This window comes from Sellimonas intestinalis (assembly GCF_001280875.1).
Classification (GTDB): domain Bacteria; phylum Bacillota; class Clostridia; order Lachnospirales; family Lachnospiraceae; genus Sellimonas; species Sellimonas intestinalis.
Map to the genome: position 1 here is coordinate 44,046 of NZ_LGAJ01000001.1, position 15,782 is coordinate 59,827.

15 protein-coding genes are annotated in these 15,782 nt (G+C 48.3%); all 15 read left to right on the top strand.

Translation table 11 applies throughout. The features are described from left to right. The first annotated feature begins 2 nt into the window (after window positions 1-2). The 15 genes from AOA56_RS00240 to AOA56_RS00310 all read left to right on the top strand — a co-directional run bounded on the left by AOA56_RS00240 (window position 3) and on the right by AOA56_RS00310 (window position 15,751). Window positions 3-878 (top strand): ABC transporter ATP-binding protein, encoded by an 876-nt coding sequence (locus AOA56_RS00240; protein WP_053768732.1) that lies wholly within the window; start codon window positions 3-5, stop codon window positions 876-878. Continuing rightward, window positions 878-1,663, top strand: a complete 786-nt coding sequence (locus AOA56_RS00245) for an ABC transporter permease subunit (protein WP_024734008.1) — start codon at window positions 878-880, stop codon at window positions 1,661-1,663. The genes AOA56_RS00240 and AOA56_RS00245 overlap by 1 nt, the downstream gene beginning before the upstream one ends. 180 nt (window positions 1,664-1,843) lie before the next feature. Then, window positions 1,844-2,506 (top strand): F0F1 ATP synthase subunit A, encoded by a 663-nt coding sequence (locus tag AOA56_RS00250; RefSeq protein ID WP_024734009.1) that lies wholly within the window; start codon window positions 1,844-1,846, stop codon window positions 2,504-2,506. Window positions 2,507-2,547: 41 nt separating this feature from the next. Further along, window positions 2,548-2,772 carry an ATP synthase F0 subunit C gene (gene atpE, locus AOA56_RS00255; protein ID WP_024734010.1) on the top strand — a complete coding sequence of 75 codons (225 nt, stop codon included), beginning with the start codon at window positions 2,548-2,550 and terminating at the stop codon, window positions 2,770-2,772. A gap of 21 nt (window positions 2,773-2,793) precedes the next feature. Then, the gene (gene atpF / locus AOA56_RS00260) at window positions 2,794-3,294 is read left to right on the top strand and encodes a F0F1 ATP synthase subunit B (protein WP_024734011.1); all 501 of its coding nucleotides are present in this window, start codon (window positions 2,794-2,796) and stop codon (window positions 3,292-3,294) included. Further along, on the top strand, window positions 3,278-3,778 hold the full coding sequence (atpH, locus tag AOA56_RS00265; protein ID WP_024734012.1) for an ATP synthase F1 subunit delta: 501 nt from the start codon (window positions 3,278-3,280) through the stop codon (window positions 3,776-3,778). Before atpF ends, atpH begins: the two co-directional genes overlap by 17 nt. 17 nt (window positions 3,779-3,795) lie before the next feature. Then, window positions 3,796-5,307 carry a F0F1 ATP synthase subunit alpha gene (gene atpA, locus AOA56_RS00270; RefSeq protein WP_024734013.1) on the top strand — a complete coding sequence of 504 codons (1,512 nt, stop codon included), beginning with the start codon at window positions 3,796-3,798 and terminating at the stop codon, window positions 5,305-5,307. Window position 5,308: 1 nt separating this feature from the next. Next, complete coding sequence (atpG, locus tag AOA56_RS00275) at window positions 5,309-6,193, top strand: ATP synthase F1 subunit gamma (RefSeq protein WP_024734014.1); 885 nt, start codon at window positions 5,309-5,311, stop codon at window positions 6,191-6,193. A 5-nt stretch (window positions 6,194-6,198) separates the two neighbouring features. Beyond that, complete coding sequence (atpD, locus tag AOA56_RS00280) at window positions 6,199-7,599, top strand: F0F1 ATP synthase subunit beta (protein WP_024734015.1); 1,401 nt, start codon at window positions 6,199-6,201, stop codon at window positions 7,597-7,599. A gap of 12 nt (window positions 7,600-7,611) precedes the next feature. Continuing rightward, a complete protein-coding gene (gene atpC / locus AOA56_RS00285; protein WP_024734016.1) occupies window positions 7,612-8,031 on the top strand; it encodes an ATP synthase F1 subunit epsilon in 420 nt (139 codons plus the stop codon). 144 nt (window positions 8,032-8,175) lie between these two features. After that, a complete protein-coding gene (locus tag AOA56_RS00290) occupies window positions 8,176-9,525 on the top strand; it encodes an MATE family efflux transporter (protein WP_152334164.1) in 1,350 nt (449 codons plus the stop codon). A gap of 165 nt (window positions 9,526-9,690) precedes the next feature. Then, complete coding sequence (locus tag AOA56_RS00295) at window positions 9,691-12,942, top strand: M14 family metallopeptidase (RefSeq protein ID WP_242843426.1); 3,252 nt, start codon at window positions 9,691-9,693, stop codon at window positions 12,940-12,942. 130 nt (window positions 12,943-13,072) lie between these two features. Beyond that, window positions 13,073-13,777, top strand: a complete 705-nt coding sequence (locus AOA56_RS00300; protein ID WP_024734019.1) for a DUF969 domain-containing protein — start codon at window positions 13,073-13,075, stop codon at window positions 13,775-13,777. 15 nt (window positions 13,778-13,792) lie between these two features. After that, the gene (locus AOA56_RS00305) at window positions 13,793-14,740 is read left to right on the top strand and encodes a DUF979 domain-containing protein (RefSeq protein ID WP_024734020.1); all 948 of its coding nucleotides are present in this window, start codon (window positions 13,793-13,795) and stop codon (window positions 14,738-14,740) included. A gap of 24 nt (window positions 14,741-14,764) precedes the next feature. After that, the gene (locus AOA56_RS00310; RefSeq protein ID WP_053768733.1) at window positions 14,765-15,751 is read left to right on the top strand and encodes a 2,5-dihydroxypyridine 5,6-dioxygenase NicX family protein; all 987 of its coding nucleotides are present in this window, start codon (window positions 14,765-14,767) and stop codon (window positions 15,749-15,751) included. Window positions 15,752-15,782: the final 31 nt, after the last annotated feature.

Below are 15,782 nucleotides of genomic sequence, written 5' to 3' on the forward strand. Positions count from 1 at the left end.
GAATGGAGAACATTATAAATATTCAGAATCTCACAAAGTATTATGGAAAGCACAGAGGAATTGAAGACCTTTCCCTCAGTGTCAGAAAGGGAGAGATTTTCGGGTTTATCGGGCCTAATGGAGCCGGAAAAAGTACGACGATTCGAGCAATGATGGGGCTTTTGATTCCAACGGCAGGAAAGGTGGAAATATTCGGGCTTTCGGTGCGGGAACATAAAACGGACATTTTAAGAAGAATCGGTTATATGCCGTCGGAGACAACATTCTACAGTGGAATGAGAGTCAGTGAGGTTATCCGGTTTTCTGCCGGACTGTATGGGAAGGACTGCCGTGAAGAAGCAGGATGTTTGTGTGAGCGGCTGAAGCTGGATATGAAAAAGAAAGTAGAGGAGCTGTCCCTTGGAAACCGAAAAAAGGTGGGGATCATATGTGCCTTTCAGCATGAAGCGGATCTCTATATTTTGGATGAACCTACGAGCGGACTCGATCCACTAATGCAGAAAGAATTCTTCAGTCTTGTGCGGGAGAAAAGCGGGGGCGGGGCTGCAGTGTTCTTATCCTCCCACATTTTGAGTGAAATCCGGCGGTACTGTCATCGGGCAGCCATTGTCCGGGACGGGCATCTGATAGTGGAGGATGATGTGAAGACCATTTGCCATTCTTCCGCAAAGAGAGTTACGATTCAAGGCATCGAAGAAGTGCCGGGGATTCAGGCAAAGGATGTGATACGGGGAGAGGGTTCTGTGAGTTTTCTGTACAATGGTACCATGTCGGAACTGATTCGGGCGCTTCAAGGGCTTGCTGTAGAGGACCTGACGATTACCGAACCGGATCTGGAAGAGACATTTTTGCATTTCTATGAAGGAGGAAAAAGGTGATGGGAATCTATCTGCATGAGATGAAGCGCGGAAGGATGGGACTTCTGGCGTGGGGGTGTGTGATTGGCGGGATGATTGCGCTATGTCTGCTGTTATATCCGGAACTGACCAAAGAAGGAGCGTCCATTCAGGCCGCCATTGAAAGCATGGGGACTTTTACAGCCGCTTTTGGGGCAGACCGGCTCAACTATGCGGAACTGATGGGGTTTTATGGAATTTACGGCGGGTGTATGCTGGGGATAGGAGGCATCTTTTATGCCGCGGTACTTGGAACCGGAATGTTGGAGAAAGAAGAGCGGGAACACACGGCAGAGTTTCTGCTGACGCATCCGGTCAGCCGGAGCCAGGTTGTAACAGAAAAGCTTCTGGCGATGATCAGCCAGATGCTCCTGCTTAATGGGATGGTGATCCTGTTGTCAGTGGTATCTTTCTGCATCATCGGGGAGAAACCGGACTGGCATGATTTCTTCTTATTCCACGGGGCGCAGATTGTGATGCAGTTTGAAATTCTCTGCATTTGCTTTGGTATTTCTGCTTTCCTGAAAAAAGGCGCTACCAGCGCAGGGATCGGTATAGCAGCGGCACTGTATTTCCTGGGTGTATTTGGAAATATCACGGAAAAGGCAGAGTTTGTAACTTATATTACTCCATATACTTATGCGGACGGGGCCAATGTGATCCCGGCAGGGGAATTAGACATAAAGCTGGTTATGCTGGGGATGGTCTATGCAGTGATCGGCCTAATTGCCGCTTACGGAAAGTATACCAGAAAGGATATTTGCTGATATGACTGGAAATGTCGTAAACTTTCATAAACCTAATGGTGAAAATATACAAAAAAGGGAAGTTTTGTCACAGATTATTGTGGGATCGGATATTGACTTTTCAATTATTGAGGAGTAAAGTAAGCACGATATGAATAAAGAAAAGGAGGGAGCAAAACGGGTAATTTATCAGAGAAGTTAATGGAAGAGCTGAACTGTAAAGTCGTGTTCACAATACCGGTCGGAAAAGGACTTCCGATCTATGAATCCGTCGTTGTGACATGGATTGTTATGGCGATTCTTGTATTACTTTCTATCATCTTAGTGCGGAACCTGAAAGTAGAAAATCCGGGGAAAAAGCAGCTTGCGCTGGAGGCTGGATACCTGTTTTTCCGCAATTTCTTTCATAATCTGCTGGGTGAGCGTGGAGCACGCTACATACCTTATATGACGATGATCGTCCTCTTTATTGGACTTTCTAACATCATGGGGGTATTCGGGTTTGTACCGCCGACAAAGGATATCGGTGTGACGATCGGACTGGCGATTATGAGCATTATCCTGATCGAGTATTCCGGGATTCACCAGAAAGGGACAAAGGGGTGGCTGAAAAGCTTTGCCGAGCCTATTCCCATTATGCTTCCCATCAATATACTGGAGCTTGGAATCCGACCGCTGTCTTTGTGTATGCGGTTGTTCGGGAATGTACTGGGATCTTATGTGGTAATGAAGCTGATCGAAATTATTTGTCCGATTTTGCTTCCGATCCCATTTAATCTGTACTTTGACTTTTTTGACGGATTCATTCAGGCATATGTATTTGTATTTTTAACATCCCTGTTTATCGGTGAAGCCATCGAGTAGGCGGGGCACTGACACAAAGAGTATAAGGAGGAAACAAAACGATGACATCTTTAATTGCAATCGGAGCGGCAGTAGCAGTGTTCACAGGTATCGGTGCAGGTATTGGTATCGGTCTTGCAACAGGAAAGGCGGCTGAGTCTATCGCAAGACAGCCGGAGGCGGAAGGAAAGATCAGAAGTACCCTTCTGTTAGGTTGTGCGCTTGCCGAGGCAACAGCGATCTACGGTTTCGTAATCGGTCTGTTAATCATCATCTTATTAGGATAGCAGAAAGGCAGGTAGAGGCAGATGCTGACGTTAAGTCCGGTAACGATCATCGGTACCATCATAAATCTGCTTGTTCTGTATTTCCTGTTGCAGCATTTTTTGTTTAAGCCGATCCAGAAGATCATGGATCAGAGAGAGGAACTGATCCGTGGACAGTTGAAGGATGCCCGGGATCAGAAGGAATCCGCCGGAAAGCTCAAAGACCAGTATGAGGCGGCGCTCGCTTCGGCAAAGGAGGAGTCCGGGCAGATCGTGGAGCGGGCCAGAAAAGAAGCGTCACTCCAGGCGGAGGCAATCGTAAAGAATGCAAATGAGCAGGCCGGCCAGATTGTGGATAAGGCAAGAAAGACCATGGAAGTGGAGAGAGAGCAGACGATGCGGGAGATGAAATCCCAGATCGCGGAGATTGCTTTAACGGCCGCTTCTAAAATTATGGGTGAGAAAACAAGCAGCGAAAGAGATTTGGCACTTTATGACCGGTTTTTAGAAGAAGCAGGTGATTCTGATGACACAGACAGCTAAAAATTATGCACAGGCTTTGTTTGAACTGCATGTGGATGCGGAATCCGTGAAAACGACAGAAGAGATTTTAAAGACAGTCCCGGAAGTAGGGAGAAGCCTTACAAATCCGACGATCCCGTTCCGGGTGAAGGAACAGATCATTGGGAGAATCTTCCCTGACGGGACGAGAAATTTTATCAAGGTTGTGTGCAGGAATCAGAAAGCGGATATGCTGGAAGAGATCTTTCAGGCATACCGGGAAATAGAGAGAAAGCAGAGCAAGACACTGGAAGCTACTTTGCTTTATGTGACGGCTCCGACGAAGGAGCAGCAGGAAAAGATCAGACAGTTCCTGTGTCAGAAGTTTCATGTAAAGGAAGCAGTGCTTTCCTTAACAAAAGACGAAAGCCTGATCGGAGGATTTATTCTCCGGGCGGGCGGTCGGGAGTTTGACTGGAGCCATAAAGGGCGATTCCAGGCATTATCCCGTGTTTTACAGCATTAACAGCGGAGGTGAACTAATTGAGCACAATCAATTCAGACGAAATAATCTCCATATTAAAAGAAGAAATCGCGAATTATGACGAGATCAGCAAGGACAAGGAAGTCGGAACTGTCGTCAGCGTCGGAGACGGAATTGCTACGATCTACGGCATCGACCATGCAGCTTACGGTGAGATCGTGACCTTTGAGAACGGACTGAAAGGTATGGTGCAGGATATCCGTCAGAACAGCATCGGATGTATTCTGTTCGGGGATGACCGTGAGATCGGGGAAGGTACACGGGTGTTCCGTACCGGAAAGAGCGCAGGTGTTCCGGCAGGCGAGGGATATATCGGACGTGTTGTCAATGCCCTTGGCGCGCCGATCGACGGCAAGGGTGAGATCGAGGCTAAGGAATACCGGCCGATCGAGTATCCGGCTCCGTCTATCGTAGACAGAAAATCTGTTACCGTACCGCTTGAGACGGGAATCCTTTCTATCGATTCCATGTTCCCGATCGGGCGCGGACAGCGTGAGCTGATTATCGGAGACCGTCAGACAGGAAAGACGTCTATCGCCACAGACACGATCCTCAACCAGAAGGGTAAGGATGTGATCTGCATTTATGTTGCAATCGGACAGAAGGCGTCTACGATTGCGAAGCTGGTTTCCACTTTTGAAAAATATGGAGCTATGGATTATACAACCGTGTTTGCCGCAACAGCCAGCGACTGCGCGCCGCTTCAGTATATTGCGCCATATGCGGGTACGGCCCTTGCGGAGTATTTCATGTACAAAGGAAAGGATGTATTGATCGTATATGACGATCTGTCCAAGCACGCCGTAGCGTACCGGGCACTGTCCCTCCTTTTGGAGAGACCACCAGGACGTGAGGCGTATCCGGGAGATGTATTCTATCTTCACTCCAGACTTCTGGAGCGTTCCAGCCGCTTAAGTGACGAGGCTGGCGGCGGATCGATCACAGCGCTTCCGATCATTGAGACCCAGGCGGGAGACGTGTCGGCATACATTCCGACGAACGTGATTTCCATCACGGACGGACAGATTTTTCTGGAGAGCGATTTGTTCTTCTCCGGTATGCGTCCGGCGGTCAACGTCGGTCTTTCCGTATCCCGTGTCGGTGGTGCGGCACAGACAAAGGCGATGAAGAAAGCGGCAGGAAGTGTGCGTATCGATCTCGCACAGTACCGTGAGATGCAGGTGTTCACCCAGTTCTCCTCAGACCTGGATGATTCCACCAAAGCCCAACTCGAATATGGGGCCTGCCTGATGGAGCTTTTAAAACAGCCACTTTGCAGTCCTCTTTCCATGCCGGAACAGGTGATCACACTTTGTGCGGCGACCCATAAGAAGATGATTGGAATTCCGTTAAAAGGGTTGAAAGAATACCAGAAAGAGCTTCTGGAATACATCGGCAATCTGTACCCGGAAATTATCCGCAAGCTTTCTGAAGAGAAGGTTCTGACAGAAGAGCTGGAAGATAACATTGTAAAGGCAGCGGAAGAATTCAGAGACAAGAGCAGGTGTTAGTATGGCAAATGCAAAAGAAATTCAGGCGCGGATGAAAAGTATCCAGGATACGATGAAGATCACCAATGCCATGTATATGATTTCTTCTTCTAAGATGAAACGTGCCAAGCAGGTTCTTGCGGATACGGAGCCGTACTTTTACAATATGCAGAATGCGGTTTCCCGAATCCTGCGTCATATGCCGGATGTGGATCATGTCTTTTTTGACACGAGGCCACACATCGAGATACAGGACAGAAAGATCGGCTGTATTGTCGTGACAGCGGATAAGGGACTGGCCGGAGCCTACAACCACAATGTCATCAAGATGACAGAGGAGATGGTTCAGGAGGAAGGCCATCACAAGCTGTATGTGCTCGGTATTGTGGGGCAGCAGTATTTCCGGAAGAAGGATGTGGACATGGATGAGCAGTTCCATTATACGGTTCAGAAGCCTACCATGCACAGAGCGAGGGTGATAGCCAGAGAAGTTGTGGAGAAGTTTCTGGAGGGCGATCTGGACGAGGTGGACATCATCTATACAGAGATGGAGAATGCCGTGACCATGGAAACAAAGCGGGTGCAGCTTCTCCCGTTAAAAAAGGCGGCTTTCATACCGCAGGTTCCGGTGGACGTGCAGCAGGAGATCATTCATATGATTCCATCAACGAAAGAGGTTCTGGATCAGGTCATACCGAACTACATTACAGGAAATATATACGGATGTCTGGTAGAATCCTATGCCAGTGAGAACAATGCCAGAATGACTGCGATGCAGTCTTCGACGGACAATGCAAAGGAGATGCTCCGGGATTTGTCCATACAGTATAACCGTGCAAGACAGGCCGCGATTACGCAGGAGATCACTGAGGTAATCGCCGGCGCGAAGGCACAAAAAAGGAAGTGATAACGATGAATAAAGGTAAGATTATACAGGTCATGGGGCCTGTTGTAGATGTTGTGTTTGAAAACGGTGAGCTTCCAAGTATCAAAGATGCGCTGGTCGTGGATAATGACGGGAAAAAATGCGTGATGGAGGTATCCCAGCACGTTGGAAATGATACGGTTCGTTGCATCATGCTTTCCGCAAGTGAGGGACTTAGTCGTGACATGGAAGTGACCGCTACAGGAGCCGGAATCAAGGTTCCAGTCGGAGATAAGACACTCGGACGCCTCTTTAATGTCCTGGGCGATACGATTGACAACGGAGAATCGCTGGAAGGGGAGGAGCATTGGGAGATTCACAGAGATCCGCCGTCTTTTGAAGAGCAGAGCCCGGTAGTGGAGATCCTGGAGACAGGAATTAAGGTTATCGACCTGCTTGCTCCTTATGCCAAGGGTGGAAAGATCGGATTATTCGGAGGAGCCGGAGTCGGAAAGACCGTGCTCATCCAGGAGTTAATCCAGAATATCGCTACTGAACACGGTGGATATTCGATCTTTACTGGCGTTGGTGAGCGTTCCCGTGAGGGAAATGACCTTTGGACCGAGATGAAAGAGTCCGGGGTATTAAATAAGACGGCTCTGGTGTTTGGACAGATGAACGAACCACCGGGATCTCGTATGCGTGTGGCGGAGACTGGACTTACTATGGCTGAGTACTTCCGTGACAGGGAGCATCAGAACGTACTTCTCTTTATTGATAATATTTTCCGTTTCGTGCAGGCAGGTTCTGAGGTGTCCGCTCTGCTCGGGCGTATGCCGTCGGCGGTAGGATACCAGCCGACTCTTGCCAATGAGATGGGGGCTCTTCAGGAGCGGATTGCCTCGACGAAGAACGGTTCCGTCACTTCTGTTCAGGCGGTTTACGTTCCTGCGGACGACCTGACAGACCCGGCTCCGGCAACGACATTCGCTCATCTGGACGCGCAGACTGTCCTTTCCAGAAAGATTGTAGAGCAGGGGATTTATCCGGCGGTGGATCCGCTGGAATCCAGCTCACGTATTCTGGAAGCGGACGTAGTCGGAGAAGAGCATTATGAAGTAGCCAGAAAAGTGCAGGAAATCCTGCAGAAATATAAAGAGCTCCAGGACATTATTGCGATCCTTGGTATGGAAGAGCTATCAGAAGAGGATAAGAAGACCGTTTTCCGGGCGAGAAAGATACAGAGATTCCTCTCCCAGCCGTTCCACGTGGCGGAAAACTTTACCGGAATTCCGGGAAAATACGTTCCGCTCAAAGAGACGATCCGTGGATTTAAGATGATTGTAAATGGCGAGATGGACGAGTACCCGGAAAATGCGTTCTTTAATGTCGGAACGATTGACGATGTCATAGAGAAGTCAAAAAAGGAAGCAGACTCAGAGGAGTAAAGGAGTGTGCATATGAACCAGCAGCATACATTTGGACTGGAGATTTATGCAAGTAATCGACAGTTCTATGTCGGGAGAGGCGAAAGCATTACATTCCCGGTGGAAGACGGTCAGATGCAGGTATTGCCGCACCACGAAGATATGATTGCGGCGATTGTACCAGGAGAAATGGATTTTGTAGACGCGAACGGAGAAAAGATTACCGTTGCGGTGAGCGCAGGATTCACCGAAGTATTTAACAACCGGATCAAGGTGTTTGCCCTGACTGTGGAGCGCCCGGAGGAGATCGATATCCGTCGTGCCGAGGAGGCAAAAGAGCGGGCGGAAGAGCAGCTCAGGCAGAAAAAGAGTCTGGAAGAATACAACGCAAATCAGATGGCGCTCGCAAGAGCCATGTCAAGGCTTAGAGTAACATCCAGAAAAAGAATATAAAAGCTTATAAAAGGCATATCCCAGAGGAGTATCATGGGATATGCTTTTTTCTGGAAATGGGAGTGACAGCACAACTGAGCAATCTTGTCGGAAATGCTTTCCTGTGATAAACTGATAGAGAAAAAACAGAGGGAGTTTACCGCAATGAAAGAACAAAAGAAAAAGCATTTGTTTACCAACAGGCAGTTGGCTGCGCTGCTGATTCCACTGGCTTTGGATCAGCTTTTGAATTCGTTTATGGGGACGGTGGACACGCTGATCGTCAGCAATATCGGGTCGGCGGCTATTTCGGCGGTATCCCTGGTGGACGCAATCAATATCCTGGTTGTGGAAGCGTTTCTGGCCTTGGCGGCTGGAGGTACGGTCGTCTGTTCTCAGTATCTTGGAAACAAAGACGTGGAGAAGGCAAATAAAGCTGCGGGTCAGCTTGTGTTTGTCACTTTTTTTCTGTCTCTTTTGATGGCAGTGATCTGTATTGCATTCCATGAACCGATTTTGAGGGCCATTTTCGGCAAGGTGGAAAAAGAGGTGATGGACAACGCCAAAATTTACTTTCTGTTTTCTGCAGTAGCGTTTCCGTTTATTGCCCTGTATGATGACGGGGCGTCCATTTTGCGTGCCCAGGAGAACAGCAGGCTCCCGATGCAGATATCTATCATTGCGAATGTTCTGAATGTCGTTTTGAATCTCCTGTTTGTATGGGGATTTCATCTTGGAGTGGGCGGCTCAGCGTGTGCGACTATGCTGGCGAGAGCCTTTGCCATGGCAGCGGTTCTCTACGAGCTGCGGAAACCAAAGTGGACGGTACATCTGAAAAGCTACTTTTCTATCCGCCCGGATTGGGATCAGATTCGGCGAATCTTAAAAATCGGAATTCCCTCAGGCATTGAAAACAGTATGTTCCAGTTTGGAAAGCTGGCAATCCAGTCCACGGTCTCTATGATGGGGACGGCGGCGATTGCAGCTCAGGGTATGACAAACACATTGGAAAACCTGAATGGGATCATGGCCATCGGTGTTGGGATCGGGCTGATGACGGTCGTTGGGGAATGTATGGGAGCCGGGAGACAGGACGAAGCAATCTACTATGTGAAGAAGCTTTCCATCATCGGGGAGGTTGTGGTGATAGCGTCTTGTCTTTTCATTTTTGCCCTGGTGCGTCCAATCACATATTTTGGAGGGATGGAACAGGGAAGTGCGTCTATGTGCATTTTCATGCTCACCTGCATCACGATTGTCAAGCCGATTGTCTGGACGTTGGCATTTATTCCGGCGTATGGATTCAGAGCGGCCGGGGATGTGAGGTTCTCTATGGTTGTGTCGATCCTCTCTATGTGGATCTTCCGGGTGTCCTTGGTGATGGTTCTTGTAAGAGTTTTTAAGATGGGGCCAATTGCTGTCTGGATCGGTATGTTTACAGACTGGACTGTTCGGGCGATTGTATTTAGCGTGAGAGTGAAAAACCGGAAATGGCTGGAACACCAGGTGATCTGAAAAAGCGTCAAAAGGAGCCGGAACCGCATGGAAACAGATGGAACGAGGAAAAGCAGGCAAAGAAATTGACTTTCACATTTCACTGTGATAAAATTCGATTATATTTTATGCCGTGGGTGAAAAATCATAAGTAACTTTAAAGATAGGTTCATGGGAGGTGTCATCTTGGGGAAACTGAAAATAAGAGAACATATGACGACCAAAGAGAAGAGGATGGCTCTGGAAGCCGCTTTGCTTCTGGGATTTCAGGCGGAAGCGTCAGTATTTCCGGTTGCAGGACCAAAGGGGGAGATCTCGGTTCCGGAAAATGAGGAGGAGTTAAAAGCCCTATACCATATTTCCAGCTCAGAACTGCCGGAAGGATACGAGCCGGTAAAAGGGCATCCGGAGCCGATGTTTGATCTGGATTTTCGGAAAGAGAAGGGGCTGGAGACGGTCTTTTGTAAAGGCCCGTTCTTAAAGGATAAAGATTTTGATCTGCTTCCGGATAAGCTGGACGTGAAGATCATTCTTCCGGAAAATGCGGACGTATCTACCATGATTGCAGCGTGCAATATCGCATTTCGTCTTGGTATGGAGACGACCGGATATGAGGGAGGTATTTTGGCGGATGCGGATTACTGTGGAAACGCAATCATACTAGAGGACGGAGACCGTGCGGAGATGACACTGGAGGAGACGGATGAAGCAGTCCGTGTCCATCTGAAAGGAAGAGGAGCAGATCTTGAGACGCTTTCGGCTCTGATTTGCGAGAAATTCCCGGGGATGGGTGGGTTTCGGCAGTTCCGGGACGTCATGATGGAGATGTGCGATGATGCGGTGCTGCGAAATGCGAATGGTCAGATTGCGGCGTTGAAAGCGTGGAAGCAGAAAGAAGAGGGAGCATATACGGTCTATGGATCTCCGGAGCTTTCCGATAAACAAAAAGCACTTTTTGAGAACGTCATTTTTGAAAATTACAAAGCAGGCAGGAAAGCATATGAAAAAGTATACGAGTTGCCGTGGGAAGTGGAGACGTTTGAAGCGCTCCTGGAAGAACATGTTTTCCCGACTTTGAAGGTGGGGGATACTCTCCGTGTGGAAGGCGCCGTCAGCGAGAACCAGGAGATCCGCCGCTGCATGGCAGAGAAGATCGAAGAGAGGGCAAAGGGTCTTGGAGTTTCTACAGTGGAGACAGAGCTGATCTGTGCGTATAAGCAGGGGTTCTCATGGATGAATGAGATTGTGATCCCGGCAGTGAAAGAGCAGAAGCCGGACAAGGTTGAGATTTATTTCAAGCCATTTCTCCCGGAGGGTGAGACGAGATGGCTGGACGAGAATGGTGCGACACCGTCCTACCACAATCTTCAGGCGGATAATCCGGATAAATGGTATGATCTGCCGATTCGTTATTTACAGGAACTTTATCCGATTGAGGATGTGCTTATAGGAGAACTTGGAATTCCAAGGGACGCAGTCGTATTTCTTCCATATGAGGGTGAGGAGCGGCTGACATATCTGTGCAGAGTTTATCAAGGACAAGCGATCTGCTATGAGAATACATACGAAGCACGTTGTTCGGAGCGGCCATATCTGGATGAGTATCCGCAAATGGGAAAAGTTCATCCGGCGACGGGTTATATACGTGCTTGGATTAATGGGGAGGAAGTTCTTCACAAGAATATCCGGACGGATCTGGAAGCAGTCTGGGATACTTATCAGGCTGAAGTATTGCCGGACTGTAAGCGGTATATTGAGGAAAAGAATGGAGGAATCATTACACCGGAACAGCAGCCGTTTTTCCAGGAGCTCCTACTGGATGTGACAGTCAGCGAACCGGATTTCCGGGTGGGCTGCCGAGAAGATTTGATTTCTTCTCTGGATGCGCTGCATGAGGATATGTACTTTACCGGCAGTGATTATTTCAAAAACTATGGTGTACAGAATATCGGAGTTATGCTGGACGCACCGGGACTGATCCTGCCGTCCATCCACCAGAGGGAAGGCGGACCGGCACTGAAAGTGACAGTATTTGAGAAATTAAAAGAAAAGCCATGCATCACCAAAGACGGAACCGTGATAGAAAGTATGAGGAAACGGGAGGACGTTTCCTTTAAAGTGACCAGACTTTGGGAGAAGAATGGAAAGCTTGGTGTGGAGATTTCCGCTAAGGGTGTCACAGAGGAATATTTAAAAGCATATGCAGGACTTTTAGAGCAGGGAGTGTTGGAAATTCTGGAGGGATGGCAGCAGATTGGAGAAATCCGTTTTGTCAGTGAGAGCGGAAGTGTAACAGGGGCAATGATCCGGGCCACAGAGACTAAGACCTGTCTGAGAGCGATTACGGATATTGAACTTTCTGAGAAGGAACTGATCGGTTACGAGGAATATCTGACTATTATTGAGGAATTAAAGCACGTTCCGGGAATTGAAGTTTTCCGAACCGCGAGATCTTACACAGGAAGAGAGCTTTACGCGATCTGGCTGAAGCCAAAGTGGGAGGGCTATCTCTCCATGACGAAGCGTCTGACGAACTGCCCGTCCGAGATTATCAATGCGAGACACCATGCAAACGAGGTGTCCAGCACGAATGCATCGTTCATTCTTCTGAAGAAACTGCTCACGGAGGAGACGTACAAAGAGCTTCCGGAGAAGCTGAATCTGATCCTTGTTCCGATGGAGAATGTAGACGGCGCGGCGATTCATTACGGGCTTCAGAAAGAGCACCCGTACTGGAAATTCCATGTAGCAAGATTCAATGCCCTTGGAAAAGAGTTCTTCCATGAGCATTTCCGCCAGGATACGATTCACGGTGAGGCCATGGGACTGAGCAGACTCTATGAGCGGTATGCGCCGGATATGATCGTTGACAATCACGGAGTGCCAAGCCATGAGTGGGAGCAGCAGTTCTCCGGTTATACATCCCCATCCTACAAGGGATTCTGGCTGCCAAGATCGCTTCTGTACGGATATTTCTGGTATGTGACTGATGAGGAATATAAGGATAATTATCCGGTCAACAAGAAGATGGAAGATGTCATTGCGGACAAAATTGCCGAAGATTCGGAGATGACGGCGCTTAATAAGGAGTGGAGCGCACAGTTTGAGAAATACGCCCACGCCTGGATGCCAAAGCTTTTTCCGGCAAATTATTATAAAAATATGATCAACTATTGGATTCCGTATACGGCAGATCCGGCCCACAAGTATCCGTCGATCCGATTCCCTTGGATCACGACAGTATCTTATACAAGCGAGGTGGCGGATGAAACGGCTCAGGGTGATTATCTGAATTTGTGCGCGAGGGCGCATGTAGCACATGATGAGGCGACCCTGCAGATGCTGATGCAGGCGACCCACCTAAAAGAAAGCGGCATAAGCTGCAAAGAAGGAGAGGTATCCGCGTCATACCGGAGACTTCGCCCGATGATCGTATAGACTCCGCGGTTCTGGACAACAAAAGAAAAAGAGAAGGAGGAAGAGAAAAAAGAGAAGGACAAATCCGGAAAGCCAGAGAAGCGGAAGATATATAAACTATGAGTGAATACTCACAGAAGGAGGAAAATCTATGGAATATATAAAATTGATCGGTGTCCTGATTGTTGTGCTCGGATTTGCGCTGAAGCTGGACTCCATTCTGATTATCTTTTTGGCGGCAGTTACGACCGCGCTTGCAGGAGGTCTCGGAATCGACGGTCTTCTGGAGGCACTTGGAACCAACTTTGTAGCAAATCGAAGCATGGCGATTTTCATAATGATCCTGCTTGTAACAGGCGTTCTCGAGGCCAATGGTCTGCGTGAAGCGGCGGCGGATCTGATGAAAAAGGTAAAGAGCGCTACGGCCGGCCGACTTGTGTGTGCATATGGTATCCTCAGAGGGTTTTTTGGTGCGTTTAACGTAGGTTTTGGTGGAGTGGCAGGTTTTGTCCGTCCAGTACTTCTTCCAATGGCGGAAGGCGCCATCGAAAGTCATGGGCACGAGCCGGACGAAAAACATATGGAGGATATTAAAGGTATGGCCTCCAGCATGGAAAATATTACCTGGTTCTTCTTCCAGGTACTTTTCGTCGGCGGAGCCGGAGGCATCCTTGTACAGACAACTCTGAAATCTCTCGGATATGAAGTAGAGTTGATTGAGCTGGCTGCCGCGGAAATTCCGATTGCAATTATCGCTCTTGTTGTGGCAAGCGTCTACTACATTACAAAAGATAAAAAGCTGATGAAAAAATATTATGGATCCGATTCCGTAAAATCGGGCAAAAAGAAGGAATAAGAGGGGGACGGATATATGGATCTTAAATTTATACAGATTGGGGCTGGCCCTGCAAATATCTTAGGCGAAGCAGTGTGGATCATTATCGGTCTGATCACGATTTTCGCAGGTATCAAGAATCTGCTTGATAAAGAAAACCCATCCAGAATCGGGACGGCAGTATTTTGGTGCTCTTTTGGCGTTGTATGTGCGTTCGGTACCTGGCTTCCGGCAAAAGTGTCCGGTGCGCTCGTTATTGTTATGTGTATGCCGCCGATTTTCAAGCGTGTAAAAGTCGGAAAAACAAATGCTCCGACAAAAGAATATACAAAATCCCAGTATGCAAAGATTGGTATGAAAATCTTTATCCCGGCGCTGACAGTAGCGGTATGTTCTCTGTTATTCGCGTTGTTTACGAATATCAGCTCTATGGTAGGCGTTACGGTTGGTGTTATTATTTCCATGCTGATCCTGAGAGCTTATTCCCCGGACAACAAGCCGAAGGTATTTCTGGAAGGTTCCGAGCGGTTCCTTTCTATGATGGGTCCTCTGTGTATGCTTCCTCAGCTCCTTGGGGCGCTGGGTGGAATTTTCACAGCAGCAGGTGTTGGTGAAGTCATTGCTGGTATCGTGGAAAATGTGGTCCCGAAGGGAAATGTCAACCTTGGTATTATCGTCTTTGCGATTGGTATGGTACTCTTTACCATGATTATGGGAAATGCGTTTGCGGCGATCACCGTTATCACCGTAGGTATCGGTGGACCATTCGTACTTGCTTACGGTGCGGATCCGGTGGTTATCGGTATGCTTGCGCTGACATGTGGATACTGCGGTACGCTCTGTACACCGATGGCAGCGAACTTCAATATCGTTCCAGTGGCGATCTTGAACATGAAAGACCGCTGGGGCGTAATCAAAAATCAGGTCGTTGTTGCAGGAATCATGCTCGTAGTGCAGATCTGCTACATGATCATCTTCAAATAGGAGCAGAAGGACGGCACAGACAGAATGTGTGAGATGGAGCGGGGAGCCCGCATTATTATCAAAGACTGGGTAAGAATAAAGCCATGGGACAGACTGTTGATTGTAACAAGCAAGGAATATCGGGCTGAAGCCAGAGAGCTTAGGAAACAGGCGTTTGGGAGGGCCAGATCCGTCAATGTCCTTCTGGTGGAGAATAAAGGACGACATGTGGGGATGTTTTTTGACGATAACGAAACAGTATTTGACCCGTACACTGCCATCATTGCGGCCACAGAGTATTCCCTTGTGACAACGAGGGCGGCTAAAAGGGCAATCAGCCAGCATAAGAAGTTTTTGTCGTTGCCGCTGTCTACAAACAATGGCAGATCCATGCTGGAATTCGATTTTCTGATGATGGATACGAAGAAAAGCCGGCTGATGGCAAAGGTGATTATGAAGTATCTTCGACATTCTTCCGGTCTCCATGTCACGACACAGGCGGGCACGGATCTTTACATGGGAAAGCGGGGAAGAAATCCGGGATTCTTTAACGGTGTGATCAAAGACGGAAAAGGCTATTCTTCCGCAAGTATTGAAGTGTATGTGCCGATTGAGGAGACAAAGACAGAAGGCATTATGATGCTGGACGGTTCTCTTGGGTATATCGGGCGCGCCGAGGAGGTAACGAGAATCGAATTTCGGGAAGGCCGTATTGCAAAGATCGAAGAGACGCCGACTGGCATCCGTTTAAAAGAGTATATGAAAGCATACAAGGACAGCAGGATTTATATTGGTGGGGAATTTGGTATTGGCCTGAATTCCTACTCGAGGTGTGTGGGAGACTGTTATATTGAGGATGAGTCCGCCTATGGAACATTTCATATCGGACTTGGACGCAATCTTGCACTTGGGGGCGTACAAAATGCCAAAGGGCATTTTGACCTCGTATGCCTGGAGCCCGATATTTATGCGGACAACAGGATGTTGATGCAGGAAGGAAAGATTATCCTTCCGGAGCCGAATGTATATTAGAAAAACACAATAAAAAGGAGGCTACAGTACA